Here is a 26,746-nt window from a genome sequence, read left to right as displayed (position 1 = left end):
GTTTTTTTTAAATCCGTTAGAAAGTTAAATTAGCACTTAATGAGAATACTCGCGGACGAGGATATATTTCCTTGTCGATACCGCTGTAGATTTCCGGATCGATGCCCGAATAGCCGGTAAAGGTAGCCACATTCTGAACACCGAAAGTCAGCCGCAAAGAGCTTGACTGATCCCACAGTTTCTTGAAAGTGTAACCCAATGAGATATTGTCAATCCGAAAGAAGTTTCCTTTCTCCAGGAAGTAGTCCGAGTACAGTTGCTGGTTCTGGAAGCCTGTAGCTTTGGTTCTGTTCAGGATATTCGAGAAGTTTCCCTGGTCGCTGTAAACAGACTGTACATACTGGTCGGCAGCTATGTAGTTATAGACATAATTGCCGAAAGCTCCGTGCCCGCTGATAGCGAAATCCCAGTTCTTATAGCTCAGTTGGGTATTGAAGCCCAGATAAGATTCCGGCAATGCACTCTTGTTGGTGGCATACTTTGTTTCTGTTGCCGATACGGAACCGTCCGGCTGTACATATTGGCCTTCTATCGGTTTGCCATTGTCGTCATAAGCTTGTTTTGCCAGATAGAAAGTATAAGGGCGTTCGCCTACCATGAATACCTGTACTGTTTTACCGGTACCCGAAATGGCTCCGGTCTGTACAAAGTTGGCTTCCGAATCCACTACATTCAGTTTTGTGATCTTTGAATCGTTCCAGGTATAGTTCATGCCTACTGTCCATTTCCAGTCCTTTGTATGTACCGGCACTGCATTAATGGAAAATTCGAGTCCTTTATTATCCATTTCACCGATATTAGTGGTAATCACAGAAGAATAGTTGGTTCCTGAAATCACAGGAATCGTATTCAGCAAATCCTTGGTGTGGCGTTGGTAATAGTCCACAGAACCATAGATACGGTTATTGAGGAAACCATAATCCAATCCGATGTTATAAGTCTCGGTAGTTTCCCATTTAATGTCGGAGTCATAACCATTCGGACGATACGTATTATACCATTTATCTCCGAACTGATAGCAAGCTTCAGGATAGGATACTGTGAAAGTTGTCATATAAGGATAGTCGTTCAGAATATCCTGTTGTCCGGTCTGTCCGTAGCTCAAACGCAACTTCAGGTCAGACAGAATATCCGAATCTCTCAGGAAAGCTTCCTGGCTGATTTTCCACCCCAATGCCACGGAAGGAAACAATCCCCAACGATTGCCTTTTGCAAAACGGGATGAAGCATCCGAACGCAACGTAGCTGTAATCATATAGCGGTTATCATACGAATAGTTAAGACGACCGTAAAACGAAAGCAGATAATATTCCGATTCATAATGATTGGGAGAGAAGAGCTCCTTGCCCTCCGGAGAAAAGGTAGTAGCATCAAACTTCTTCCAGAAATGCTGCCAGCCATATCCGCCCATGGCACTGAAGTTATGCTTCTCATTGAAAACATGAGAATAGTTAGCGTATAAGTCCAGCAGATAATTCCGTTTGTTCTGCTTGGAGTCATAGACAAGACCTGTACCGTCCTTCATGTTAGAGGTGTACATCATTCCCGCCAACTCGGGCACTTCCTTCGAGTATTTACTGGTCAGGACATCGTAGCCCAGGTTCATGTTCAACTGCAAATCTTCCAAATGATGTACCTTATAGTTGAAAGATGCATTACCGATAGAGCGTGTCACTTTATTGCGGATATCCTGCAAGTCAAGCTGTGCCACCGGATTATCCGTCTGGATGGCCATCGGAGAATTACCGTTCATCCAGATAAAATATCCCAACCCCGGATCAGTAGCCGCTGTGGCACTTCCGGTCTTAACCGGACGTGTAGGATCATAGCGAAGCGCGTTATTTACGACGCTTTCATCGACTTTCTTATTATTTTCATAGGACACTTTCAGGTTCAGATCAACTGTGAGATGATTATCAAAAAACTTGGGCGAAATACCTCCGTTGAATGTAAATCTCTCGTAGTTATTGGTACGTATGACACCGTTCTGATTGGTATATCCAACTGAAAGACGATAAGGAGCATTTTGCTTCACTTTACCCGATACGGAAAAGTTGTGTTCCTGTCCGAATGCCGTCCGATAGATTTCATCCTGCCAGTCAGTCGATGCTGTGCCTAAGGTCACAGAAGCCGGTACTCCGGATACAGTGGGAACAAACTGGCGAAATTCATCGGCAGAAAGAATATCCAGCGTTTCAGTAACTGTACTTACCGACAGGTTCGTTGAATAATTAAAGCGCAAATTGGTATCAGCCCCTTTCTTCGTAGTGATTACAATCACACCGTTCGAAGCCCGCGAACCGTAGATAGCCGTAGCCGACGCATCTTTCAACACCGTAAAGGTTTCTATATCATCAGGGTTAATACCACCAATCACATTGCCGCCACCTTCGATAGTAGAGTTATCAACCGGTACGCCGTCAATCACAATCAACGGATCGTTGGAGGCGGAAAGCGAAGCACCGCTTCGGATGCGAATCGTGGCGCCTGTACCCGGAGCACCGGAACTGGATACTACGTTTACTCCCGGTACTTTACCCACCAGGGCATCCTGAGCGGTTGTACGCAGTCCTTTATTAAAATCATCCGGCTTAATGGCTGTTACCGAGCCTGTTGCATCCGACTTCTTTACGCTGCCGTAGCCGATGACAACTACATCTTCAAGCATCTCGCTATCTTCCGTCATCACGATCTTCATGCTGGCAGAAGCAGGCATCTCCACGTTTTTATACCCTATATAGGTAATCAGTAATGTAGCTTTAGGATTTGTGATCGAAAGAGTGAAGTTACCGTCCACATCACTGATCGTTCCGTTCGACGTTCCTTTCTCCAAAATATTAGCTCCAATAATAGGCAGATTGTCCTTATCGAGGATATTGCCTTTCACAACCGTTTTCTGTGCGGCAACGCTCACACTGAAAACCAAAGCAAACAGTACCCAAACATACCGCCATCTACTTCCAAAAGTTTTCGGATTCTTCTTGTTTTTCATAATAGTTTTAAATTAGTTTATTATACGTGTAACAAAGGCATCGCGTGACTTATACGATACGAAGCAAAAGTAATTTCAATGGTATAACAGAACAACTACACGAAACGGAAAAGTAAGTAAATAAATAAGCCGATAAGCAGTAACTAACTATTTGTCAACACATTGACCAATTAGAACAAAAGAGAAAAAGTAAGATCAAAGGAAGTGTAAAACTACAGTTTCTGTACCTGAATTGCCAAATCCTTACCCGGAATGATCGCTTTATTCCGCATTTTCATCCGGTAGTTGTAAACCGTCTGAAGTGAGTAATGAAGAAAGTTGGCAATCTTTGAATTATCGTTTATACCCAAACGTATGAGAGCGTATATACGCAACTCGGGTGTCAGCAACTCGCCTTCCTTCAGCTGCACACGCTCTTCTTCCTTCAACAGAGCATTAAACGACTCGACAAAATTAGGAAAGATGGAAAGGAATATAGTATCAAACTTACTGATGAAAAGCTTGAAATCATCGGAAGTGGAAGATTGTCCGCGAAGTGTCTTTGATATATCCGCCATAGAGCCTGTATTTGCAATCTTCAACAATGCCTTGCGGTCGTTCTCCTGCTTATAGATATATTCGGAACATATATTGAACAGTAATCCGATATATTCTTCCTTGATATGATTCGATTCCCGGATCTGCTCATTCATCCGGGTAAGGTTCTCAGCCATTTCCTGCAAGCGCAAATTCTGTTCGGCCAGCGATTGCTTCACCTTCAGCAGTTTGGTATTCTTCTTACGGATGAAGAAGAAGGCAACGATCAAGGCTATTACCAATATCAGGAGTATCAAAAGGGAAAAGAGCACCCGGTTTTCATCAGCCTTGATGCGTGCATCATTAGCGGCCTGAATGATAGGGAGATATTCGGCAATGTCAATAAAGCGATAGCGGGCTTTCCCGAAATTCACATCTTCCAGGGAACATGAGATATAATTATAAGCCCTTGCAATGTCACCTTCCCGGAAAAGAAGTATTGCCAAATGCTGCAAAGACATATACACTTTCTTGGCATTGGCAATATCAGTCAATGAAGCCAGAATAAGATAATGCCTTGCCTGCAAAGTATCCTGCTTTCCCAAATACAATTCTGCCAGAAGATACTCCATTCTGGCTCTATCTGAATTATCTTCTGTACTTTGCCCATAATAATCCTCCAACAGCCGGATAGCCTCATCCCACTTTCCGGACATACTCAGGCGACCGCATTTATTGGTAATATAGCTGGAAGAGTGTGGTTCGCTAATCGCAATCAACGTGTCTTTATAAGCTTTTAGCTGCTGCCAGGCAAGTTGTTTGCCGGATTCATCTATGGCATCACTATAGCAGGATAAGTAAATGGTGTGGTATAGATAATAGAAATAAGTATCCTTTCTTACGTCTTCTGTCCGTTTCACTTTGGCAAGCATAATCAACGCATTCTCATGCTTCCCCATTTTGTTCATTACATCAGCTATGTTCATCAATCCCTCATTGATTAACTTTTCATCTTTCAGACTTTCCGCCAGTTGCAGCCTCTCCTTTGCGATAATCATAGCCGTATCAATCCGAAATGAACGATATTTAGTGAACAGATTCCCTAATATATCAAACCTGAGTTTATCATCTTCCGCATAATCCAGCGTCCGGCGAATGTCTGCTATTTCCTTTTCCACTTTTTGCTGGTAAACCTCACGATGCCCGATCATCTTATCCAGTTTTAAAAGCAGGGCATCGTCGTCCGCTTTGACCGCAGCCCACAGACCGGAACAAATAAAAAGACAAAATAAGATAGAAACAGAATATCTGGACATTAGACTACAGGTTATATACTTCAAGAGCAAAGATATAGATTTTTTCTCTATGATAATCGTGTACCGCCTCTTTTTAGCAGATAAAAGGCAGCTTACTTCTTATTACCGATCTTTATCAAAGCCATTCCGATGGCTATCCATAATAATTCGCGTATGCGGGTTATCAGCCCCACATAAACGCCCAATGCCGGGGACATGTGCAATCCGTCCACAGCCAATGCCAAACCACCTTCGCGTGCACCCAGTTGCATCGGAAAGAAGAAAATCAGATTACTGAACAAAGAGGAGAAGGCCAGTATCAACACACAATCCCACCCGTTAACGTCCGGTGTGAAAACGCTTAGAATAATGTATATTTCAAGACTGGAGAGTATGCGTGCCGAAAGTTCCAATAGCAAAGAACTATAGAAAGTTATCTTATGCTGGCTATGCAGTAAGGCTATCTGACTATCAATCTGTTCCAGAGTATCTTTTTGCTTCACAACAAAACTATGCGCCCACTTCCTGATAAAGGGTACCTTCTGTAAGAACCGGAAAGTCTTCACCGCCATCCCATTTTTATATCCACGGGTAAAGAAATAGATAGCCAACAGACAAAATGCCCCTATTGCAGTAAGCAATATTGCCATAAAGGTATTCACAGGATACAGGAAGATATATAAGAATATGGAGAGAAACCAGAACCAAAAGTGAGAAAAGATGTGCATCATCACATACAGAATGACCGAAGACGTAGCTTTACTTACGCCTACATAGGGAGTCAGTTCCATAATCCGATACGGCTCACCGCCCATCAGTCCGCCGGGTGTAGCGTAATTTATGGCAAACCCTGTGATCGACAACTTGCAGACCTTCCAGAAAGGGACGCTATATTTACGGTCGTCCCTGATTATCAGATACCATGAACAGGTATTTATCAGATAGACAAAGAACCACAGCATCATGATTACAGGAAACCAAAAGCCTATGCGCTTCACGTTCTCCCAAATGTCGGAACAATCCATATCCATTGTACAAAGCATGATGACAATGGCGAGTATGCCGAAAAGCAAAAACAAGTTACGGTATTTATTCTTCATAAAGACTTCTTTTTATCAATTGGTACAAAATTATGTAATTATATCCTCTTTATTTAATTTATTAAAAGAAAAGGGATTAAACGCACCTAAATAATGTTTTCAAAAGAATAAAAAGAAAACGAATTTTTGTATTCCCCCAAAAACTAATTGTTATATGAACCTAAACTTGCCAGATATCTTAATACTACAACCTTCAAATCTCAATATAATCATTATTTTACTATTAGAATTCTAAATAGTTATACTACCCTCTAAAATCCTCATAAATGAGGATTGTTTAAATATAAAGTCTTCCGTATCTTTACAAATATTTAAATATTATCCATATGAAAAAACTACTTTATGCAGTTCTAGTTGCTACAGTTGTAATTATCAGCTGTACCAAGGAAGATGTGGTTCTTCCAACATTATCAACCACTAAGGTGCCATCGATTTCTTATGAAATCTCCGAATCTCAAGCAAAAAAAAATTTATTGAATTATCTTGGAAAATTAGAAAAAGCAAGTACAAAGAGCATACAATCTGACATTCAAATTGGAAGTTCTGAAATCATAAAAATACCCTATACTGGAAAAAGGAATACTCGTTCCGTTAAAAACAATATAGATATCAACATATACAATTTCACATTATCAAGCCCTGAGGGAAAAGGATATGCCTTAGTTTCAGGCGATATCAGGATACCTCAAATTCTAATATTCTGCGAACAAGGAACGCTACAAGATACTATATTCAATAAAGGTTTAGCAAAATACGTAGAAAATACATTTCAAAATCTAAGCAACTTTATTGATGAATGGGAGGCTAACTACGCAGTTGCAAGTACCAGAGTTGCACCTGGTCGCCCCAATTTACCAGAACAACAATTACTGGACACTATAAGTATAAAAGATTCAATAGGAGGGGATACATTATACCGCGAAATCGGTATATTATCTTATTCTTTTAATGAACTTAAAGAAGTTTTTGTACCTGTACAATGGGGGCAAGGTGCTCCATATAACAATAATGTCCCAATGACATGCAATTCAGGTAAAGCACCTGCAGGTTGTGTTGCTATTGCTATGGCACAAATTATGGCATATCACAAATATCCTCCAACATACAATTGGGATTTACTTACATCAAAGAAACAAATTGATACGTATTCTTCGGAAGATGCAACCCGCAGAATAGAAGTAGCAAGACTAATTGCTGATATCGGTTCTAAAGTTCACATGAGATATGATTGCTATGGAAGTGGTTCTAATATCTATGACGCTAATGCAGCTTTCACGGGATATGGATATAAGACATATGGAGTAACTCCATTTTCAATTTACCATGAAATACCAGGAGAATACGGACGCTATCATAAAGTCTACCATTTTAATTCACCCATATATTTAAGAGGCGTAAATGACGACGATGAAGGACATGCATTTGTAGCTGATGGTCGTGCAACTTATATTCAAGCACTTTGGATAGTCCAAGACAAGTATTATCGCGGGCAATACGTAACTACAGATTTAATTTTTGCGATGCCAATAACATGGGGTGATGTAGGTTTATACTTACATATAAATTGGGGTTGGTATGGAAGTTCAAATGGTTGGTACATTTTTGCCAACCTCAGTAAAAATGATATTAATGATTTTTATAGAGATATGAAAGTTATTTATGACATAACTCCTAATAAATAATGATATGAACACTGCAAATATTTTTTTATTAATAACTTTTTTATTGGTAACGCTGTCTTCATGCACTCAGGAAAAAGAAGATAATATGGATGGCATTCAAAAAGATACTATTCTTCAATCTGTAAAGGACACATGCATTGATTATAGGCAGCAAATTATAAAGGTTACAACAAAAGGAGAAAATTGGTACTTCTCAACAATTGAAGCCACAAATTCATATATCGAACATAATACCGATTATAAAAAGCAAACGAGTTTTCCTTTTACTATTGAAGGAAAATGGTTTAAAATTATCAGAAAAAAAACGAATGAATTTGAAATTATACTATTTGAAAATCAATCAAATGCATCCAGAGAGATGAACATTAATCTATGGGATAAAAACTATTATACTTGCACCAGAATCTTCCAGAAAAGAAGGTAAGTATTATCAATTTTTTAGAAAAATATCACCAGTTGATGCTATCCTAACTGGTGATATTTTTATTGTAGGTATAATACTCAATTTTATGGATTTCAAAACAATATGATAACCTTTAAATCTATAACAATAGATATTCATATACCATTACCTTAAAAGTATCAACAGTTGTTAATATTTAAATTAAATCACGCATTGTCGCTCTCAAAATAAGATTCTTCCAAATGCCATAATAATCCGATCCATTGTGCAAAGTATGACAACGATAGCTAGCATATCAAAGGGAAGGAAACAGGCTTGCAGTATTTATTCTTTATTGTGTTTTCATTTGCAGGATATATAGATCCAACATGTTGGGCATATAGATCGGAAACGTTGGAGATATAGATGGGAAACATTGGAGATATAGATGCAGGAAATCAGTTATTAATCAGTCAAATCACGATAGATATCCCCCAGTGTCTTTCCTAATACCGGGTGCATCACATCGGGCGCAATCTCCGCCAGCGGCTCCATCACAAAGCGGCGTTCCTGCATCAGCGGATGAGGCAATTTCAGTGTAGGGGTATCCAGAATAAGATCATCATACAACAACAAATCGACATCTATCACACGGTCACTATACACACCGTTCACTGATTTATGGGTACGCCCCATCTCCTGTTCAACGGACTGGGTTATGGAAAGTATCTCCAACGGCGGAAGTGAAGTCTCCGCACAAACGGCAGCATTCAGGAAAGCATTATCAGAATCAAACCCCCACGGGGCAGTAGCATAAAAAGCGGACAGGGAAACAATCTTCCCTATCCGCTCTTCTATATGTTGCACGGCAAGACGGAGGTTCTGCACCTTATCACCGAGGTTGGTTCCTAAACTGAAATAAACGTACATTACTTATCCGTAATCAACATCGCATCCCCATACGTACCGAAACGGTAACCTTCCTTCAAAGCCACATTGTACGCCTCCATTACCTGATCGTAACCACCGAAAGCGGCAACAATCATCAGCAACGTGGAAAGTGGCATATGGAAGTTGGAAATCATCGCATTGGCTACTGTAAAGTCATAGGGAGGGAAGATAAACTTGTTAGTCCATCCTTCGTATGCCTTCAGGTGACCGTCTGTGCTTACGGTGCTCTCAATGGCACGCATCACAGTGGTACCTACAGCGCAAACCTGTCTGTTCAGGTCTTTGGCACGATTTACAATGCCGACAGCTTCTTCGTTCACAATCATCTGTTCAGAATCTGTCTTGTGCTTCGTAAGGTCTTCCACATCAATATCACGGAAGTTACCCAAACCGGCATGCAGCGTGATATACGCAAAGTCGATACCTTTAATTTCAAGACGCTTCATCAACTCACGGCTGAAGTGCAGACTCGCAGTAGGAGCCGTCACCGCACCCTCATTACGGGCAAAGATAGACTGGAAACGCTCCGAATCTTCCGCCTCTACAGGACGGTTGATGATGCTGTGAGGCAGCGGAGTTTCGCCCAACGCATACAAAGCCTTCTTGAACTCATCGTGCGGACCGTCGTAGAGGAAACGGAGCGTACGGCCACGAGACGTTGTATTGTCGATAACTTCAGCTACCATAGAGTCGTCATCACCGAAATACAGCTTATTGCCGATACGGATCTTACGGGCAGGGTCTACCAACACATCCCACAGACGGAGTTCTTCATTCAACTCACGCAAAAGGAACACTTCAATACGGGCACCAGTCTTCTCCTTGTTGCCATACAAACGGGCAGGAAATACTTTCGTATCATTGAAAATGAACACATCCTTATCATCAAAGTAGTTCAGAACGTCTTTGAATTCTTTGTGCTCAATCTCACCTGTCTTTCTATGCAGCACCATAAGGCGCGACTCGTCTCTGTACTTTGTAGGGTGCAAAGCAATCTTCTCTTCCGGAAGCTTAAATTTAAATTGCGACAGTTTCATATCTATTCTTTCTTTAAGTTATTCTTCTGTTTCTATCTCTTGAGCGTCTATCCACTCTTTAAAATCCATCGGATCGAGGCAATCTTCCAGCCGGACATCACCTACACGGGTGCGTTCCAAAGCCGTAAGATGGGCGCCACTGTTCAGCGCTTCACCAATGTCGCGGGCCAAGGCACGGATATAAGTACCTTTACTGCATACCACACGGACTTTAATTTCCGGCAGATTACATTCCAGCAACTCTATCTCGTCAATCACCAGCAACTTCGGTTTCAACTCTACCTCTTCGCCCTTACGTGCCAGGTCATAGGCGCGTTTGCCATTTACCATACAGGCCGAAAAGGCGGGGGGAACCTGCTGTATCTCACCGATAAATGTCTTCAACGTTTCTTCCACCAACTCCCGCGTGATATGCTCAGTAGGGTAAGTGGCATCTATCTCGTGTTCCAAATCGTAAGAGGGGGTAGTGGCACCCAATTGAATGGTAGCGACATACTCCTTCGTATGATACTGGAACTCTTCTATTCTCTTCGTAGCCTTACCCGTACAGACAATCATCACCCCTGTTGCCAAAGGATCGAGCGTACCGGCATGGCCTACTTTCAACTTCTTTACTTTCATCCGCCGGCAGATGTGGTAACGCGCATGTCCCACAACCTTGAACGATGTCCATCCCAGCGGTTTATTGAAATATAATACTTCTCCTTCTTTAAACTTCATCCGTTATCCTTGCATTTGTGACAGTACGATGGTTACGATACCGGCTATTGCACAATAAACAGCGAAGTATACCAATTTTCCTTTCTTCACAATATTAATCATCCACTTACAAGCCAGACAACCCGCCACAAAAGCTGCAATAAATCCTATCAGCAATGATAACGTTGAAATGCTTCCGGCAATCTCTTCTCCTTTCATCAACTTGATACCATCCAGCAGCCCTTCACCCAATATCGGAGGCATTACCATCAGGAAAGAGAACTGAGCCAGCTTTGCTTTATTGTCACCCAGCAACAATCCGGTTGCAATCGTCGTACCGGAGCGTGAAAGTCCGGGAAGCACCGCACAAGCCTGGGCCAAACCTATAATGAACGCATCTTTCATGGAGATGTTCTCCTTCTGCTTCGGTTTATAATAATAAGAGAATGACAGCAAAGCAGCCGTTACCAGCAACATGCAACCCACAACCAGCAGGCCTGAACCGAAAACTGCCTCCACCTCATCTTTAAAGAATACCCCCACAATGCCGATAGGCACCATAGATATCAGGATATTGATTACATAACGTGTTTCATCATTCATCTGGAACTTAAACAGTCCCTTGAAAATCCATTCGATTTCTTTCCACAAGACCACCATTGTACTGAACACCGTAGCTACGTGCACTACCACCGTAAATGCCAAATTTTCCTCTCCCTGAATACCAAACAATGCCGAACCGATAGCCAAATGTCCGCTACTACTTACCGGCAAATACTCTGTCAATCCCTGGATCAAACCCAGGATGAGCGCCTCAAACCATTCCATGTAAGTTGATTTATGAATTATAATTTTTCATTCCTTCATTATTCATTTGCTTGTCACGCGGTTTGCGCAATACAGCGTATATCATGAGTAAAAACCCCACAAGACATACCACGGGAGCTACTTTAATACGTCTCGCACTAAAAATATCCGGTTCAAAGTGTGTCGGGGTAGACACCGGACCTGTCATCAGAATAAAACCGATAATCACCACCGCCATTGCAACGGCAAGCAGGATAAAGTTAGTTTTATCGAAAGCAAATTTCTCTTTACTCATCTCTTTATTTATGATTTAATTGTTTACAATTTAACTTCACTCAAAACATCTCTTATTTCTTTATTAATGTATAAGCTGTAATGTTCAATACTATATATAATAAAGCGTACTCGCCTTCATCCGTAGGAACTTATTGATAGACAGGTATGCACAGAACCACGTGATACACACTCCAAATACAAGCACCGATACGGAAACCAGCAACATAACATTGGGTGTGATTACACTGATCAGGTCAGGCTCATACACCACCAGCCAATATGCCGCAGCCCACAGAACACCATCGGCAATGACAGCCGCCAACACACCGATCCAGAAGTTACGCCACAGGAACGGACGCCTGATAAAACTCCAACTCGCACCTACCAGCTTCATCGTATGAATCAGGAAGCGTTTAGAGTAAATAGTCAGCCGGATGGTATTATTGATCAATGCAAAGGAAATGAAAGCCAGTAATACAGCCAATCCCAACAACATCAAACTGATATTACGGATATTCTCATTAACCATATTTATCAGGTCTTCCTGATAACGCACTTCCTGTACATTGGTATTCTTCTTTATTTCTTTTTCTATTTTGGCAATACTGTCGGTATTCGCATAATCGGAGTGCAGCTTCACTTCGATAGAAGCATGAAGAGGATTATATCCCAAAAAATCCTGCGGATCTGTCCCCATGGCTTCAATCTGTTCACGAAGCGCCTGCTTCTTCGAAATATACTCCGTAGACCGTACGAATACTTCCTTATCCAGTCTTTTTTGTAACTTCAGAATATCCGTTTCCTTCATATCATCGCTGATGATAATAGAGAAATTGATATTCTCCTTTACATACACAGAAAGATTGTGAGCAGTCAGTACGAAAAACACCACCAATCCCAGCAGCAATAACACCAGCGTCGTACTGATGCTGGAAGTAATGAACTGCATATCAAAATAGGATACGGAATTATTCTTGCTTTTCGTCTTCATGCCTTATCACCTTACCATTTTATCATCTTATTTCTGCTTCTTCCTGAATACATAAATCATCGAGCTGCTTCGCTCCTTGCTCGCCAACGCGCTGAACCACGCTAACGTACCACTGAGTACCCCCCGGAAGAAAGACATCGAATGTCCCATATACTTTTCGCTTAGCATCGACACATAAAATGCATCAAATGGCATCGGATGACGTGCAGCCAATATAAATTCATGCTTTGCTCCCAATCTCTGAATAGTGCCGGGCGTAAAATGCCATAAATGACGGGGAACATCGTAGGCAGCCCAGTGCGCACCATATTTCTTCGCATCATACGAGGAGCAATTGGGCACGGCAATAATTAACACGCCTTTTTCCGTCAACAGGCTATTCAGTGTATCCCACGTTTCATTCAAATGTTCCAGATGTTCCATTACATGCCACAAAGTGATGACATCAAAACTTCCGGGAGCAAAATCCTGTAATGCGGTATCGGGCTTCACATCCAGACCGAAATGTTCTTTGGCAAAAACGCGCGCCTGCGCATTCCTCTCCACTGCTTCCACTTGCCAGCCCCGCCGCTTCATGGTATCGGCAAAATATCCAGTTCCCGTACCGATATCCAGCAAATGTCCTTCTTTCCGGTGTGCTTCACGAGCCACCAGACGTGCCTTGTGCCCCAGCATATAACCACGCACCCAATGGTACGCCTTATTCATAAGGCCCTTTTTCGTATCAGAATGGGAAATATAATCGGGAGTCTCATAATATTTGCCTATCTCAGCCTCCACAGGAAAATCTTGCGTAAAGAGAAAGTCGCAATCCTGACAGCGGCACAGATAAAATGCCTCGCTGGAAGCATAATGGTCTATGCAAGTCATAGCACGCTCTATATGCGCACTACCACATACCGGACAGACTTTTATGGTGAGTTTATTCATTGAACGTTCTGCAATAATGAAGCGCAGCCTGAACCTAACAGACCGCACTATACCCGAATTTGGTGCAAAATAACAAATAAAAAGTGACGCATCGGGCTTTCTTTAAGGAGATTTAATAAAAGAGAAGTTTAAACACTTGTTTTAAATACATTTGTCGGAACAAGATTACTCCTCACCGACATTTTCATAAGTACATTCTTCCTTGATTTCTCCCACACCCGAGAAGTCCGCATAATATTCACGAGACAGTTTCAGGTATTTATCAAACAAACGACAGGTAACGACCAGTTCATCCCCATGAGTGACAGGTGTTCGTGCTTTACCCGTCTGATCCACATAGGCAAGTTCCCATTCAGCAAGCCGGTTGTAAAAGTCGTTTGCACGGAAATCTTCTCTACCGTAAGCCAGGGGTAGCCCTTCCTCCTGATAGTCAGTACCTGCATCCAAATGTCCCTGCAACATTGCATAGAATTTCTGCCAGCGAGGCAAATAATACCCATTAATCAAACCTGCCCATTCCCTCCATGAATAATCAAATATACGCGGATCACCATCAGCTCCCCAAATAGTGACCAATGAAGTTGCATCACGTTCCATCAGATCCTTTTCCTCTTTAGTCTCTCCCCAACTGCGGGCTTCCGTCAACCATCTGTCAAAACTATACTCACTGCGTGTATAAAGCAGTTCATCCATATCTCTCAATAATTCAAGGAAACGCCCTGAGTGCAAGGCAAAGGCCGCCTTATCTTTGGCAACAAATGCTTCTGCCGCCTTTTTGTGCACTAATTGCCCCAGATTAGTCATCATCTGGCGTTGCACATCTACAATATCAAAACGATAAGGTTTGGAAAATGCCAGTTTATCAGCATCCTTCAAAAGTTGCGATTGAGCCCGAATCACCAACATCGGTTCATAAGGAATACCCAAACCCGCATTCGGGCCAGACTTCTTTACATTCAATGCCGGACGAGCAGCTACAATAGAGCTCCTTTCCGTTCCATTCGTACCCCGACGATAAGGACCTTCCAACAGGTACATCCACGCTGTTCCGGCAGCAGCAGATTTCGCTCCATACCGACGTTCGGCATAAGCTGCAAGCCATGCCTGCAAAGGGATACTATCAGCATGATTGGGCATTTCAAAAGCCAGTTCATAGTAAACAGGATTCTGCTCAATGGCCTCCATAAAAAGTCCGGACCCGCACACATTCGGATAACGCGCCTTCGCTTTCTTATACTGGTTAGAAGCCAGCAAAGCTAAATCGCCATGCATATTGATACGTCCGCCAAAATTATGAAGATTACCAGCTATCACAGGATATCCCCAACCACCGTTAGCAGCAGTTTTCGATCCGTTTAAGTCCAATATCAGTAAAGATTCCTTAGGAACAGCTTTCACTATATCTTCCCGCATACTCCATGCCTGCATCACCCACAAAGCTCCCGCATCAAATGTCTGGAAAAGCTTATGTATGGTCTGTCCCACCCCTGTCAGATATTCAGGTGTATCTATCGGGGGAGCGCTCTCATGAAAAGGATCGGCTGCGTATACCCCATAACTACCAAACAATTTATCTTGCTCTTCCAGAAAAGCCAAGCCCATTTCATGAAACAAAGGGTCAGTCGGGTCTAGTTGAGCAGTACCGTCAAAACCACACCACTTCCGTTTCATGCTGATTTTGGCTTGCGGATATTTAGCTTGCAATTCCCGCGGAACATATCCTGAAAAGCCCTGCTGAATAGGTTGCATCCCTAATTCCAACTGACGCGCCAGTATCTTTTTACCCAATATGACATGCTTGTCTATCACCGATTTAGGCAAAGGACCTCCATAACTCTGAATATTCTGCATCCACTGCCACGCCGAATGTCCCGGCCCAGTGAGAAAAGCCCGGGCTTCTTCTTCCGTAAAATTAAAACGTAACAGCGTATTATACCATACACCATCCAGCCCTACAGAAAACAAAGGCATATTGATAGCATTCATCGCCATGTAGTCCAGTTCTTGTTGCCAACGTTCCCAATTCCACCACGCCGCAGTATAGCTTACCGTGCAATAGTTCATGTAAACGCGGTATTTTCCATTAATAATCCTCCGTTCTTTATTCGCAGGTTGTGGCAATTTCGCAGGCAATTTCAATTGATTACCAAACCAGGATACATGGGCGTGGCACGTATACTTCAAATACCAGTTGAAAGCAGTTGCCAAGGAGACAGCATTGTTTCCCCGCAGAATAATTCTCTGCCCGTCACCATCCACTTCATAAACATCACTTCCATTTTCCGGCTGTATTATCTCTAACCGATACTGCGAAGCATAACCGGGAGTAACCCGCTCTATCAGGTCATACACTGCCTTTTCCGACGTTCCGCCACCCCATACCGGCAAACCACTGAAACAAATAAATAAGGTAATCAAACAGAAATTCTTCATAGCATATTATTTTGGAGACAAAAATAGTTGCGTTATCGATAAAAGGATATTGATAATGTACCAAATGTTTGAACTCATGTCTCAAAAGGAATAAATATTTTGTTTTATTCAGGTCACTGTTCGATAATAAGCGGACAACTGTCCGATAATGAACAGCTTATCATTTTTATTATTTACTGATTTTCAATCACTTATCACTTTGGCACAGGAATTGACTATTATTAAGCGAAAGCGGTCAGCAAAAAAATAAAGATTATCTGCCACTTTTCAACAAGTAGTTCCGTCTAACAGATAAGAGCGAAAGCCAAATAGAAATAGTAACAATTAAAAAATAAAGATTATGAAAACTACAAGTTTATTTAAAGCAGTCGCATTGGTAGCTATTATGGTAGCAAGTGTTCTCAACTCCGAAGTGAAAGCTCAGGACGGTTTCATAACAAATCAAGTGATGAACGGCGAATTAGTCGCATCCAAAACTATCTTCAAGCAAGAAGGCTCTTATCTGCAACGCCACATGCAATACACTTTTACTTATGACGACCAAAACCGTCTGATTAGCAAAGAAGCATCCAAATGGGATGGTGCAAAAGATGCATGGGTGCCCTATTTCAAAATGACTTACCAGTACAGCGATAATGAAATAACCATGAATTACGCCCGCTGGAACGAATCTCACAAAGCTTATGATGAAGCCGTTCAGAAAAGTGTATACGAACTGAATGACGCAAATATGCCGACGGCTTACAAAGCCTACAAGCAAGACAATAAGAATAAATCAGATTGGACTCTGGTTAACCACAAGCAGATGGACTTCACGACCAATCTATTAGCAATTGCAAAGTAATAAATATAGAAATTAAAGTTAACAATTAGTTGAAAAGCACGGGCCGGAAGGCTCGTGCTTTTTTAGTTATCCGATTACAAAACAGCTATAAAGCACCTAATACCATTATATTGAATGCTACTGTTACTGAAGCCCAACTTCTGTTGAGCTATCAGTATCAGATAAACAAAGTTAAGGTTCCGGTTATTAATTACTAAATCTACAATAAATCTTTATGTCAATACAAATCTTAAATCTGATAATGGGTATACCTCCGGCACATAATGCTTATTCACTATGACAGAAGGGGTTTTACTTATCTTTTGTTCCCGACAATATATCTGTTGTTTTGTCCACACATCACGTACCTCAGCCGTTATACTATATATACCCGCGTCTTCCATGTGCCTGGTTTCATACCACTCCCGCAAAAGCTCTATTGCCCTATCCCAACCGACAACGTAATAAGCCGCAATAATAACCTGGGCAATTTCCTCACCCAACCTATCATTTGGAAATGTTACCAATACTAATGACACGGGAACACTTGAAGCAATTTCTACTATATGACGATGAACACTTGCACAATTCTTGCAATTGGGATTAGTCACTATCATCAATTCATTACTACCTTCTTTTTGATTATGCAATGCAATATCCCGACTTACCATTTTCCCGATCTGAGGTTTTAATGCCAACAATGTTTGAAAAGTTTCCGGGTTAAGCAGGCTGCCAAAATATTTCTTTAAAATAATCCTTTCCTTTTCTCCGGTTTGTATGGCTCTTAACTGTAGTTCAAAAATCAAACAGATATACCCTATGACCACAAATGCGAAAAGTGAGGATAATGACAGCTCCATTACAAAATCATTTTTCAATATATAAAGAGCTACCGCACTACCCCATACTGCAAAATCAGCCAATACACAAAGCATGCAGGCTTTACGCAAAATAAAAACCTGATAAATAATAGAGTATAAAGAAAGCGTCACGGCTACAGCACAACATACAACAGAAATTATATAAAAATCATCCTGCCGGATAAGCGAGAATAGATAAAGAGGCGCAAAGTATAGCAGAGATAATTCCCCTAACCCTAACCCTGCTATACTTGCCCCTTTAGAGTGGAACACTTCATTGCAATTCACTACCTTACCGATATTACAGAATCGCTCCATGAACTCCCCGTTCACCCGCTCTTTGTAGAGGATGGCGACAGATACGAGTATTCCAAAAACCAATGCAGATAAATAGAACATAAAGGCAAGCGACCGACTCTGACAAAATGCAGTCTGGAGTCCCAATATCAGGACAAAGAGCAAAGCAATAATGAATCTATAACGCAATAAATAAAATACGATATTTCTCATTATATAAAATTGCTCGTTCGGTGTTGCTTCAGTAGGTTCTCCCAATAGGACTGTACCTGTCCAATGCTGTAGAAACTTGTCTACCTTTACATGCTGTTTTCCACCCTCTCCATTGATAAATTCTACGATGAAACCGTCCTTTTTCGTCACAACACAAAAAGATTTTTTGTCCACCTCAAGCATTGTGATAAAAGGAGTTTCCAGTTTTGAAAAGTAATCATGTGACAGGAGCCGAAATACCTCATTTTTTATATGAAGCGCATCCAGTGCATTACTGACGCCGCGCATACTGTCTCCCAACGGAGTACTAAGCAGGCGATGTACAGTATCTCTACTTACTCTCACGGACAATGTCCGCAGATATTGATAAAGTACGACACTGATGTTATCAGCCCCGGTCATGATTACCTTCGTTTATTTATCAGGATATTATAAAGAAAAAGTGCCTTCAAAGGAGGTTCCGTCAGAAATAACCTCTATTATATATTCTCCACTATCTTCTCCGTTCAAATCAATAGAAAAGTTTGTAGGACTAAGAAGCGCCTTTGAACAAACAGTTTTCCCTGTAGTTTCATTAATAACATTGATTGCAACAGTAGGGAATACTGTTGCAAAATAAACAGTTATTTCTCCATTATCCAAGTAAGCATAAACCGGTTGGAGAACAACACTACGAGTTTTGGGAGCATCTTCCGGACTGGTAGATTCAGCCTGATCACTTATATCTCTGTCACCACTTTTTTGTACAAACACAATCTCCTTAACTCCAAAGCCCAATTGTGCTTTTACTGAGCTACCTAAAATCAAGAATAGAAATAAAATAGATAATACTCTTTTCATAATGCATAACTTTTTTGTTTGATGCCGCTAAACTACAAAAGTCCATGCGAAAAGAGTGTGTCACAAGTGTGCCATCCCTATATTTCGCGCAAGATTTCTTTAAATTCACTGTTCTGTTCAACACCGATCCGTTCACATAAAGCATTCTTTTTCCGATAAAGTGTTCTTCTGGAAAAATGCATCAAATATGCTAAATGAGCAAATGGAAAATCTGTCAAACTTAAACATACTAAATAGAGTTCCTCTTTGGATAATTGATACTTGACATGAAAACGTGAAATGGCATTATTCCACTGGGAGTCCATGCTGACAATTAATTCCTGCCATTCCTTATCGCTTATTTCTTTATCTGATGCATCTTTATCTAGATAATCTTTTATAATTGCCTGCATTTTTGCATAAAGTGGTGAATGTAGGAAGGCCTCTTTTACCAAAGCTTTTCTCCTTAAAACCATTTCATCCAGTTCTACCCGTATTTTTTCCCTTCGCTCTTCATCAATCCGGCAAGAAGCTAACTCTTTCCTTAGATTTTCAATTTCCAGATCTCGTTGGGTAATCTCTTTCTGTAGACAAGCATAATGTTGACTTAAGTCTTGGTTTACCTTCTCTAATTGCTGATTATTCTTTTGCAGCAAATCATTTTTTCCTCGATATTGTTTATTTTTTCTATAAAGAAGAAAAACAATCATAATGATTATGATCGTCACTGGTATAAAAACACACAAATATATATTTAAGCGCCCTTTATAGTATAACTGGTGAAGCATTAGTCGTGCATCAGTCTCTGCTTCAACTATCTTATCAGTAACTATATTCCGACGAAATTGATATAAACTGTCTTTATATGTAGAGCTATATCTCTCCAATCGCATAGAAAGAGCAGCATTTCCTTGAATCATTGCTATATCAGCTAAACGCATATAAGCATCTGCCCTTCTTCCATAATCCTTACTTAACAGGCTTTTATTCAAATAGAAAGTTGCGGAATCATACTCTCCAATTTTATAATAAGCATCTCCTAAAATAAGAAAAGATCGATAAGCTCGTGCAGTATCCCTCCGCAAAGAAAGATTAAGTTTTCCATAATATAAAGCCTTACCACCTTGATCCATCTGATTATACAAACGACTTAACGTAGCTGAAATATCAGCTTTTATCTCATTATTTTCTATTCTGTCTGCCACCACAAAAGCGTCCAATAATTTTCGTTCAGCAACCGAAAAATAATCACGACCCTTCATAAGGGCAATAGAACCTTGTCTAGATAAGGCTTCTGCCCAAAGATCCATATCTTTCAAATCTTGAGCTATATTCTCCATTAACTGATAGATAGAATCTGCTTTTTCCTTGAAATTCAGTATATAATAAATATAGCCTATATTATTGTATATCAAACCTAGTTGCCGTTTTTCTCCAACCGCTTTTGTTAAAGGCGCGGCAATGAGGTATTCTCTAAATGCTTCTGTCTGTTTATTCATATCCCTATACACACATCCCCAATAGTAATGCGCACTTGCCTGCATTCTTGTATTTCCTATTTTATCATAATGTGCAACAGCGTAACGTATCAACGAATCATCTACCTGTACAACATAATTTTTATCTCTTGCCTGTGTCAGCAACAGCGCATAATAGGCACTATCAGCGGGCGAGGTAAACTCCTGAGTAGAAATATTCTGCAAAACAGACAAGGCACTATCCGGCAGCGACCGCATAAGGGAATCTGCCCATATCAATTGCTTGTTATTGCTTTGCCGGGCTGTACAGGCCAACAGCAAAAAAGTGACTAAAAAGAGTATAATAGCTTTAGTTTTTCCCATTCTATAAGTCATCTACTGAGTCCTTAGTTGGACAAAGATAATGTTTTCCGGCCAAAGGCGTCAGATGTTAGAAGAAAGAATAGACTAAAATCAGAAAAAACAGCCAATCTTATCTTACGTCACCCCCCTCCTTATAGCCGATTCTTATCTGATTCGCTATTTAGGATTCCCTAAATTAAGTAATAATTCCATTTCATATCAAAATGTAAGAATAGTTCAGTAACAGTTTACTTCAAAACAAAGAGTACAACTTTAACCCCGCCAACCGGGTGGTGAAATGGCTACACCCTTTCACCCGGATAGTGTAGCCCTAAGCATAAAAGGGTGTAGCCATCCGTGAGAAAGGGTGTAGCCATTACAGAAAACTGATTATTAACTATTTACAAGTCTACAAATTCCTAAAAATGAAGAAACAGATATTGCCGGAAAGATATCCACACCTTTTTAGAAATTACTTCATTGTATAAAAAAGTCGGTTAATTCTTCAGATATTGCAGCCGTTTTCCCCAGTCTTCCATAACTGCCTGACGCCACTTATAGACAGTCTCGGCACCTTGAAGATTTCGCCAGAACAGTGCAGGGGCGCTCTTGTCAGTGTACCAGTTGGGACCTACCTCGTAGTCGGTGGCAGACTCGCGACCCGGCCACAAGTTTTCAATAGTTATGGCACCCTCCAGCACAGGGAAACCGGATATGCCCCACAAATTCATAAAAACATGCCGGATTCCGAGATATTGAAGACTTTCGATGAAAAGCGTGGCGAGTTGAAACCCTACGGTCTGACGTGTGAAACCTAGCGCCCGCAGCTTATGCCGAAAATCGACCGCCATAACGAGATTGAGCTCAACTACATTCCCGAAGGAAGCATTACCTATTTTTTCCCTACAGGAAAAGTTACGGTTCCGCCTCGCAAAATGGCTCTGTTTTGGGGGCTTATACCCCACAAGATCATCAAAAGTGAGGCTGACGCACCCTATTTTGTGGTCACCATACCGTTCAACCTCTTTTTAAGCTGGAGATTACCTTCGGTCCTTGTCGATAGGATTCTCGGAGGGGAAGTTGTGGTTGAAGCCGTCGAGTCTGAGTGCGGACTCGGCAAGCCAATGTTTGAAAGGTGGGTTTCCGGTGAGCTATATTGCCCACAACTATGACCGTCCAATAAAGATTTCCGATATTGGGCGGACCGTGGGACTTCACCCCGATTACGCCAATGCCATTTTCAAGAAGGCCTTTGGCTGTACGTTAAGTCGTTACGTGGCAGAAGAGCGGATAGGCCACGTCAAACGCAAACTTATCCTGACAGACATGAGCATAACGCAGATAGCCTTTGACTGCGGATTCAATTCAATCAGCCGTTTCAACAGTACCTTTCTTGACATCTGCGGGCAGACTCCCCGGCACTATCGCGAACAGAACAAGTGAAATTATATCGAGTTTGCGTCAAGCCTTATAGAAGTCATACCCAAAGGCTATCATACCACTTAAATATGCACACTTAACATGATAACTACCATAGGATAATATATCTTCTCCCTATGATCATCCTTCTCAAAATGCTTCATTTTGCAATTCCCACAGAAGTGGTTCGGCAGCCTCACGGCTATGAGGCTCGTGCTCCACAATCGTAAAGCACAACCACCACAGCGGTGGCCACAACTAAAACAATGATTATCAACAAAATGCGTATGCATAGTTTTCGTAATGGACATAGGGGATTAACGTTTACAATCCCTGTTTAGGACGAACAAAACTGCGTGTAGGTAAATTTACCTACACGCAGTTTTAACTTACTTACACCACCGCTCTATCACCGATGAACAGGGAGGTGCAGCGCATGAGTGCAAGCGTGTAGGTAAAAGTATACCAAAAATCTTGTGTACGCGCGCGAAGCAAATAAATCAAACCTCTTCTCCCTTCAGCGTTGCTGAACTGGCTTCTGTAATCTTCACCATTACAAAATCACCAATACGGTGCGTACCACGGTCGAACACCACGACACGGTTTTGCTCCGTACGTCCTACAAGCTGTTCGCGCGAACGCTTGGAAACTCCTTCCACCAGAACTTCATACGTCTTACCGATACAGCGGGCATTAGACTCGGCGGAGAGGCGGTTTTGCAGAGCAATAATCTCATTCAACCGACGTATCTTTACCTCTTCGGGTACATCATCCGGCAAATGCTTGGAAGCATAAGTACCCGGACGCTCAGAATACTTAAACATAAAAGCTGAGTCGTAAGCACATTTCTCCATCAGAGAAAGGGAAAGCTGATGATCTTCTTCCGTTTCGGAATGGAAGCCTGAGAAGATATCTGTGGATAAACCACAATCGGGAACAATGCGATGGATAGCATCTACACGGTCCAGATACCATTCACGGGTATATTTACGATTCATCAGTTTCAGGATACGGGAACTTCCACTCTGTACAGGCAGGTGGATATGTTTGCACACGTTGGGAACCTGTGCAATGACTTCCAGCGTTTCGTCACTCATATCCTTGGGGTGCGAAGTAGTGAAACGGACACGCACACCTGGCGCAGCCTCAGCTACGATGCGGAGCAGCATAGGGAAAGTTACAACTTCTCCGTCCGGTTTCTCAAAACGATAAGAGTTGACATTCTGCCCCAGCAAAGTGACTTCTTTATAACCTTTCGCCACCAAGTCGGACACTTCATTAAGAATGCTTTCCACATCACGGCTGCGTTCCCGTCCACGGGTATAAGGAACAATGCAGTAGGTACAGAAGTTGTTACATCCACGCATGATGGATACAAACCCGGAAATGTGATTACCGCAGATACGCGAGGGGATAACATCCCGATAGGTCTCAGTGGTAGAAAGTTCTACATTGATAGCTTTCTCGCCCGCCTCCACAGCAGCAACCAAGTCAGGAAGAGTAAGATAAGCATCAGGACCTACCACCAGATCAACATGATGATTAGTGATCAGATCATCCTTTACCCGCTCAGCCATACATCCCAGTACTCCCACAATCAAATTACGTTTCTTCTTTTTGAGCGAATAGAAAAATTCCAGACGATTGAGAATTTTCTGCTCGGCATTGTCACGAATGGAGCAAGTGTTCATAAACACTGCATCCGCTTCTTCCAGCGTATCAGCCGTTGAATATCCCGCCATCTGCATCACAGAGGCAATAACTTCACTGTCCGCCACATTCATCTGGCAGCCATAGGTTTCGATGAACAACTTCTTGTTGTCATCAGCAGTTGCAGATTTAAAGTCTGCTCCCGTTACTTTTTCCATAATTTCTTGTTTTTTAGCTCACCACAGAGGACACGGAGAACACAGAGGAAAGATTCAAAAAACACAAAAATAAAAAAGACTCAGCGTCCTCTGTGTCCTCTGTGGTGAAAAAGTTTCAGCTGCAAAGATACGCCTTCGGCACTAAATTACAGATGAAAAGGCAAAAAATAACACTCAATAGTTAGAAAATGAGCTGTTTTCTATAATTAATGTTAATAGACCGAACATTTTGGGGACTGTTATTTGGCATAAAGGATTTTATTTCACAAATTTGCGTAATGAAAGAAACATTAGATTTTTTCATAGTTAAGGTTTAGGTTAAAAAAAATAAGGGGAGCTGTGAAGCTGCCCTTTTTTCATGCCTAAAAATTGGCTGTTATTCAGATAAATTAGTTACCTTTGGCGGTGAAAAACTTAAATGAGTATGGATGGTATCTTACAGTTTCTGTTAATCGCAGGCATAATCGTTATCGGAGTTGTTAAGCAGTTCAAGAAAGAAGCAAAGAAGAACGCTGAGAACAGGCCTGCTATGCCTGTGCCGGAAGATGATATTGATGAAGATACATTACCCATTCCTGAAACCTGGGGAAACACATATGGCGGATTTATTCCCGAAGGTCCCGCCCCCCAAACACCCTCCGCTCCGACAGCAAAAGAAGAATATCAATTTTCAGCTTCAAAACATATTTTTGGAGGAGATTCTACAAACACATCTCCCAAGCATACCACAACTCCTCCAAAACAGAAGATTTCTCCTCCTCCGTCCACCCCGCAAAAACCTGAAACCGATTCCGAATACTCCATTCATTCGGCAGAAGAAGCACGGAAAGCTATCATTTGGTCGGAAATACTACAACGGAAGTATTAATACATAGAGAATTGAGAGTTGAAAACAGAGAGTTGAGAGTAACTCTTCCGGTAACTTATGAATTTTCACACAGGAAAAATAACTAAATACATTATGGCATTCAATTACATCTCGGCAGCGGAAGCTGCAAGCCTGATCAAACATGGCTACAACATCGGCTTGAGCGGATTTACTCCCGCTGGAACAGCCAAAGCCGTTACGGCAGAATTAGCAAAAATAGCGGAAGCTGAACATGCAAAAGGAAACCCTTTCCAGATAGGTATCTTTACCGGTGCCTCTACGGGTGATTCCTGCGACGGCATACTTTCACGCGCCAAAGCTATCCGCTACCGTGCTCCTTACACAACCAATTCCGATTTCCGTAAAGCAGTAAACAGCGGAGAGATTGCCTATAACGACATCCACTTGTCTCAGATGGCACAGGAAGTTCGTTACGGTTTCATGGGCAAAGTAAACATTGCCATTATCGAAGCTTGCGAAGTAACTCCCGACGGCAAGATTTATCTGACCGCAGCCGGTGGTATTGCTCCCACCGTTTGCCGCCTTGCCGACCAGATCATCGTGGAACTAAATGCTGCTCACAGCAAAAATGCTATGGGATTGCACGATGTATACGAACCGCTTGATCCGCCTTACCGTCGCGAAATACCTATCTATAAACCAAGTGACCGCATCGGTCAACCGTTTATCCAGGTAGACCCTAAAAAGATTGTAGGCATTGTGGAAACCAACTGGCCGGACGAAGCACGTGGTTTTGCCGACGCAGACCCGTTGACTGACAAGATTGGTCAGAATGTAGCTGACTTCTTGGCTGCGGATATGAAGCGCGGAATCATTCCGTCAACCTTCCTGCCGTTACAATCCGGTGTAGGTAATATTGCTAACGCTGTGCTCGGTGCACTGGGACGCGACAAAACCATTCCGGCATTCGAAATGTATACGGAAGTTATTCAGAATTCCGTAATCGGATTGATCCGCGACGGTCGCGTGAAGTTCGGTAGTGCTTGCTCACTCACTGTAACAAACGACTGTCTGCAAGGTATCTATGATGATATGGACTTCTTCCGTGATAAACTGGTGCTCCGCCCGTCGGAAATCTCCAATAGTCCGGAAGTTGTACGCCGTCTGGGGGTTATCTCTATCAACACGGCTATCGAAGCTGACCTCTACGGAAACGTCAACTCTACACATATCGGCGGTACGAAGATGATGAACGGTATCGGCGGAAGCGGTGACTTCACACGCAACGCTTATATTTCCATCTTTACTTGTCCGTCCGTTGCCAAGGAAGGTAAGATCAGCGCCATTGTTCCGATGGTATCTCACCACGACCATACAGAACATGACGTAAACATCGTCATTACTGAACAAGGCGTTGCCGACTTGCGTGGTAAGAGCCCGAAAGAACGCGCGCAGGCAATCATCGAAAACTGCGTTCATCCGGATTACAAGAATATCCTCTGGGATTATTTGAAAATAACTGATGGTAAGTCTCAGACTCCGCAAGCAGTCCGCGCTGCATTGGCTATGCATGCGGAATTGGCAAAAAGTGGAGATATGAAGAATGTAGATTGGGCACAGTATAAGTAAGCTACGAGTTACGGGCTACGAGCTACAAGTGTAAATCAGTACGAGCTATAAGAAACGAGCTACGAGTTCTGCAACATC

Annotated in this window: 22 protein-coding genes; 6 read left to right on the top strand and 16 right to left on the bottom strand. The window is 42.0% G+C overall.

Annotated features, from left to right (window positions below; translation table 11 throughout):
• Positions 1-16: 16 nt before the first annotated feature.
• The 3 genes from VYM24_RS05815 to VYM24_RS05805 all read right to left on the bottom strand — a co-directional run bounded on the left by VYM24_RS05815 (position 17) and on the right by VYM24_RS05805 (position 5,903).
• The gene (locus VYM24_RS05815) at positions 17-2,992 is read right to left on the bottom strand and encodes a SusC/RagA family TonB-linked outer membrane protein (RefSeq protein WP_291549929.1); all 2,976 of its coding nucleotides are present in this window, start codon (positions 2,990-2,992) and stop codon (positions 17-19) included.
• Between the two features lie 212 nt (positions 2,993-3,204).
• Positions 3,205-4,824 carry a DUF6377 domain-containing protein gene (locus tag VYM24_RS05810; protein ID WP_291549928.1) on the bottom strand — a complete coding sequence of 540 codons (1,620 nt, stop codon included), beginning with the start codon at positions 4,822-4,824 and terminating at the stop codon, positions 3,205-3,207.
• Positions 4,825-4,916: 92 nt separating this feature from the next.
• Positions 4,917-5,903: a lysylphosphatidylglycerol synthase transmembrane domain-containing protein gene (locus VYM24_RS05805; protein ID WP_291549926.1), complete on the bottom strand. Its 987-nt coding sequence runs from the start codon at positions 5,901-5,903 to the stop codon at positions 4,917-4,919.
• Between the two features lie 326 nt (positions 5,904-6,229).
• Here VYM24_RS05805 and VYM24_RS05800 point away from each other — a divergent pair, with 326 nt between their 5' ends.
• The gene (locus tag VYM24_RS05800; protein ID WP_330941726.1) at positions 6,230-7,585 is read left to right on the top strand and encodes a C10 family peptidase; all 1,356 of its coding nucleotides are present in this window, start codon (positions 6,230-6,232) and stop codon (positions 7,583-7,585) included.
• Positions 7,586-7,589: 4 nt separating this feature from the next.
• Positions 7,590-8,009, top strand: coding sequence for a hypothetical protein (locus VYM24_RS05795; protein WP_330941725.1), 420 nt, complete (start codon positions 7,590-7,592; stop codon positions 8,007-8,009).
• 423 nt (positions 8,010-8,432) lie between these two features.
• On the opposite strand, the gene folK is transcribed toward VYM24_RS05795, so the two are convergent.
• The 8 genes from folK to VYM24_RS05755 form a co-directional block, all read right to left on the bottom strand.
• The gene (gene folK / locus VYM24_RS05790; protein ID WP_330941724.1) at positions 8,433-8,897 is read right to left on the bottom strand and encodes a 2-amino-4-hydroxy-6-hydroxymethyldihydropteridine diphosphokinase; all 465 of its coding nucleotides are present in this window, start codon (positions 8,895-8,897) and stop codon (positions 8,433-8,435) included.
• Entirely contained in the window at positions 8,897-9,955 is a 1,059-nt protein-coding gene (queA, locus tag VYM24_RS05785) for a tRNA preQ1(34) S-adenosylmethionine ribosyltransferase-isomerase QueA (RefSeq protein WP_007211486.1), read from the bottom strand. The genes folK and queA overlap by 1 nt, the downstream gene beginning before the upstream one ends.
• An 18-nt stretch (positions 9,956-9,973) precedes the next feature.
• On the bottom strand, positions 9,974-10,675 hold the full coding sequence (gene truB / locus VYM24_RS05780) for a tRNA pseudouridine(55) synthase TruB (protein WP_044262872.1): 702 nt from the start codon (positions 10,673-10,675) through the stop codon (positions 9,974-9,976).
• A 3-nt stretch (positions 10,676-10,678) separates the two neighbouring features.
• Positions 10,679-11,482: an undecaprenyl-diphosphate phosphatase gene (locus VYM24_RS05775; RefSeq protein WP_195352662.1), complete on the bottom strand. Its 804-nt coding sequence runs from the start codon at positions 11,480-11,482 to the stop codon at positions 10,679-10,681.
• Positions 11,483-11,492: 10 nt separating this feature from the next.
• A complete protein-coding gene (locus tag VYM24_RS05770) occupies positions 11,493-11,756 on the bottom strand; it encodes a DUF3098 domain-containing protein (RefSeq protein WP_195352663.1) in 264 nt (87 codons plus the stop codon).
• A gap of 90 nt (positions 11,757-11,846) precedes the next feature.
• Positions 11,847-12,728, bottom strand: a complete 882-nt coding sequence (locus tag VYM24_RS05765) for a cell division protein FtsX (RefSeq protein ID WP_007216444.1) — start codon at positions 12,726-12,728, stop codon at positions 11,847-11,849.
• Positions 12,729-12,755: 27 nt separating this feature from the next.
• The gene (locus VYM24_RS05760; protein WP_291549918.1) at positions 12,756-13,658 is read right to left on the bottom strand and encodes a class I SAM-dependent methyltransferase; all 903 of its coding nucleotides are present in this window, start codon (positions 13,656-13,658) and stop codon (positions 12,756-12,758) included.
• A 165-nt stretch (positions 13,659-13,823) separates the two neighbouring features.
• Positions 13,824-16,091 (bottom strand): alpha-N-acetylglucosaminidase, encoded by a 2,268-nt coding sequence (locus tag VYM24_RS05755; RefSeq protein ID WP_330941723.1) that lies wholly within the window; start codon positions 16,089-16,091, stop codon positions 13,824-13,826.
• A 340-nt stretch (positions 16,092-16,431) separates the two neighbouring features.
• Between VYM24_RS05755 and VYM24_RS05750 the strand changes: the two genes are divergently transcribed.
• Positions 16,432-16,935: a DUF3836 domain-containing protein gene (locus VYM24_RS05750; protein WP_007211476.1), complete on the top strand. Its 504-nt coding sequence runs from the start codon at positions 16,432-16,434 to the stop codon at positions 16,933-16,935.
• 212 nt (positions 16,936-17,147) lie between these two features.
• Here the strand turns inward: VYM24_RS05750 and VYM24_RS05745 are convergent, their stop codons facing one another.
• The 4 genes from VYM24_RS05745 to VYM24_RS05730 form a co-directional block, all read right to left on the bottom strand.
• Positions 17,148-18,686, bottom strand: a complete 1,539-nt coding sequence (locus VYM24_RS05745; protein ID WP_330941722.1) for a vitamin K epoxide reductase family protein — start codon at positions 18,684-18,686, stop codon at positions 17,148-17,150.
• 27 nt (positions 18,687-18,713) lie between these two features.
• Positions 18,714-19,124: a DUF3244 domain-containing protein gene (locus VYM24_RS05740; RefSeq protein ID WP_330941721.1), complete on the bottom strand. Its 411-nt coding sequence runs from the start codon at positions 19,122-19,124 to the stop codon at positions 18,714-18,716.
• Positions 19,125-19,201: 77 nt separating this feature from the next.
• The gene (locus VYM24_RS05735) at positions 19,202-20,944 is read right to left on the bottom strand and encodes a hypothetical protein (RefSeq protein ID WP_291549911.1); all 1,743 of its coding nucleotides are present in this window, start codon (positions 20,942-20,944) and stop codon (positions 19,202-19,204) included.
• A 476-nt stretch (positions 20,945-21,420) separates the two neighbouring features.
• Positions 21,421-21,774, bottom strand: coding sequence for a hypothetical protein (locus VYM24_RS05730; protein WP_330941720.1), 354 nt, complete (start codon positions 21,772-21,774; stop codon positions 21,421-21,423).
• A 202-nt stretch (positions 21,775-21,976) separates the two neighbouring features.
• On the opposite strand from VYM24_RS05730, the gene VYM24_RS05725 reads away from it, so the two are divergent.
• Positions 21,977-22,366: an AraC family transcriptional regulator gene (locus VYM24_RS05725; protein ID WP_330941719.1), complete on the top strand. Its 390-nt coding sequence runs from the start codon at positions 21,977-21,979 to the stop codon at positions 22,364-22,366.
• A 476-nt stretch (positions 22,367-22,842) separates the two neighbouring features.
• Here VYM24_RS05725 and miaB read toward each other — a convergent pair whose 3' ends face one another.
• The gene (gene miaB, locus VYM24_RS05720; RefSeq protein ID WP_299090929.1) at positions 22,843-24,210 is read right to left on the bottom strand and encodes a tRNA (N6-isopentenyl adenosine(37)-C2)-methylthiotransferase MiaB; all 1,368 of its coding nucleotides are present in this window, start codon (positions 24,208-24,210) and stop codon (positions 22,843-22,845) included.
• Positions 24,211-24,634: 424 nt separating this feature from the next.
• Between miaB and VYM24_RS05715 the strand changes: the two genes are divergently transcribed.
• Complete coding sequence (locus VYM24_RS05715) at positions 24,635-25,078, top strand: hypothetical protein (protein WP_291549903.1); 444 nt, start codon at positions 24,635-24,637, stop codon at positions 25,076-25,078.
• A gap of 93 nt (positions 25,079-25,171) precedes the next feature.
• Entirely contained in the window at positions 25,172-26,668 is a 1,497-nt protein-coding gene (locus tag VYM24_RS05710) for a butyryl-CoA:acetate CoA transferase (RefSeq protein WP_330941718.1), read from the top strand.
• Positions 26,669-26,746: the final 78 nt, after the last annotated feature.

This window comes from Bacteroides sp. MSB163, assembly GCF_036416795.1.
In the GTDB taxonomy this organism is placed as follows: domain Bacteria; phylum Bacteroidota; class Bacteroidia; order Bacteroidales; family Bacteroidaceae; genus Bacteroides; species Bacteroides maternus.
The sequence above is the reverse complement of the archived record's forward strand: the minus strand, read 5'-3'. Positions and strand labels throughout refer to the sequence as shown.

Excerpts from the sequence above, each read along its gene's own strand:
- VYM24_RS05815 (WP_291549929.1), bottom strand. The coding sequence starts at position 2,992 with ATGAAAAACAAGAAGAATCCGAAAACTTTTGGAAGTAGATGGCGGTAT.
- VYM24_RS05810 (WP_291549928.1), bottom strand. The coding sequence starts at position 4,824 with ATGTCCAGATATTCTGTTTCTATCTTATTTTGTCTTTTTATTTGTTCC.
- VYM24_RS05805 (WP_291549926.1), bottom strand. The coding sequence starts at position 5,903 with ATGAAGAATAAATACCGTAACTTGTTTTTGCTTTTCGGCATACTCGCC.
- VYM24_RS05800 (WP_330941726.1), top strand. The coding sequence starts at position 6,230 with ATGAAAAAACTACTTTATGCAGTTCTAGTTGCTACAGTTGTAATTATC.
- VYM24_RS05795 (WP_330941725.1), top strand. The coding sequence starts at position 7,590 with ATGAACACTGCAAATATTTTTTTATTAATAACTTTTTTATTGGTAACG.
- folK (WP_330941724.1), bottom strand. The coding sequence starts at position 8,897 with ATGTACGTTTATTTCAGTTTAGGAACCAACCTCGGTGATAAGGTGCAG.
- queA (WP_007211486.1), bottom strand. The coding sequence starts at position 9,955 with ATGAAACTGTCGCAATTTAAATTTAAGCTTCCGGAAGAGAAGATTGCT.
- truB (WP_044262872.1), bottom strand. The coding sequence starts at position 10,675 with ATGAAGTTTAAAGAAGGAGAAGTATTATATTTCAATAAACCGCTGGGA.
- VYM24_RS05775 (WP_195352662.1), bottom strand. The coding sequence starts at position 11,482 with ATGGAATGGTTTGAGGCGCTCATCCTGGGTTTGATCCAGGGATTGACA.
- VYM24_RS05770 (WP_195352663.1), bottom strand. The coding sequence starts at position 11,756 with ATGAGTAAAGAGAAATTTGCTTTCGATAAAACTAACTTTATCCTGCTT.
- VYM24_RS05765 (WP_007216444.1), bottom strand. The coding sequence starts at position 12,728 with ATGAAGACGAAAAGCAAGAATAATTCCGTATCCTATTTTGATATGCAG.
- VYM24_RS05760 (WP_291549918.1), bottom strand. The coding sequence starts at position 13,658 with ATGAATAAACTCACCATAAAAGTCTGTCCGGTATGTGGTAGTGCGCAT.
- VYM24_RS05755 (WP_330941723.1), bottom strand. The coding sequence starts at position 16,091 with ATGAAGAATTTCTGTTTGATTACCTTATTTATTTGTTTCAGTGGTTTG.
- VYM24_RS05750 (WP_007211476.1), top strand. The coding sequence starts at position 16,432 with ATGAAAACTACAAGTTTATTTAAAGCAGTCGCATTGGTAGCTATTATG.
- VYM24_RS05745 (WP_330941722.1), bottom strand. The coding sequence starts at position 18,686 with ATGACCGGGGCTGATAACATCAGTGTCGTACTTTATCAATATCTGCGG.
- VYM24_RS05740 (WP_330941721.1), bottom strand. The coding sequence starts at position 19,124 with ATGAAAAGAGTATTATCTATTTTATTTCTATTCTTGATTTTAGGTAGC.
- VYM24_RS05735 (WP_291549911.1), bottom strand. The coding sequence starts at position 20,944 with ATGGGAAAAACTAAAGCTATTATACTCTTTTTAGTCACTTTTTTGCTG.
- VYM24_RS05730 (WP_330941720.1), bottom strand. The coding sequence starts at position 21,774 with ATGGCGGTCGATTTTCGGCATAAGCTGCGGGCGCTAGGTTTCACACGT.
- miaB (WP_299090929.1), bottom strand. The coding sequence starts at position 24,210 with ATGGAAAAAGTAACGGGAGCAGACTTTAAATCTGCAACTGCTGATGAC.
- VYM24_RS05715 (WP_291549903.1), top strand. The coding sequence starts at position 24,635 with ATGGATGGTATCTTACAGTTTCTGTTAATCGCAGGCATAATCGTTATC.
- VYM24_RS05710 (WP_330941718.1), top strand. The coding sequence starts at position 25,172 with ATGGCATTCAATTACATCTCGGCAGCGGAAGCTGCAAGCCTGATCAAA.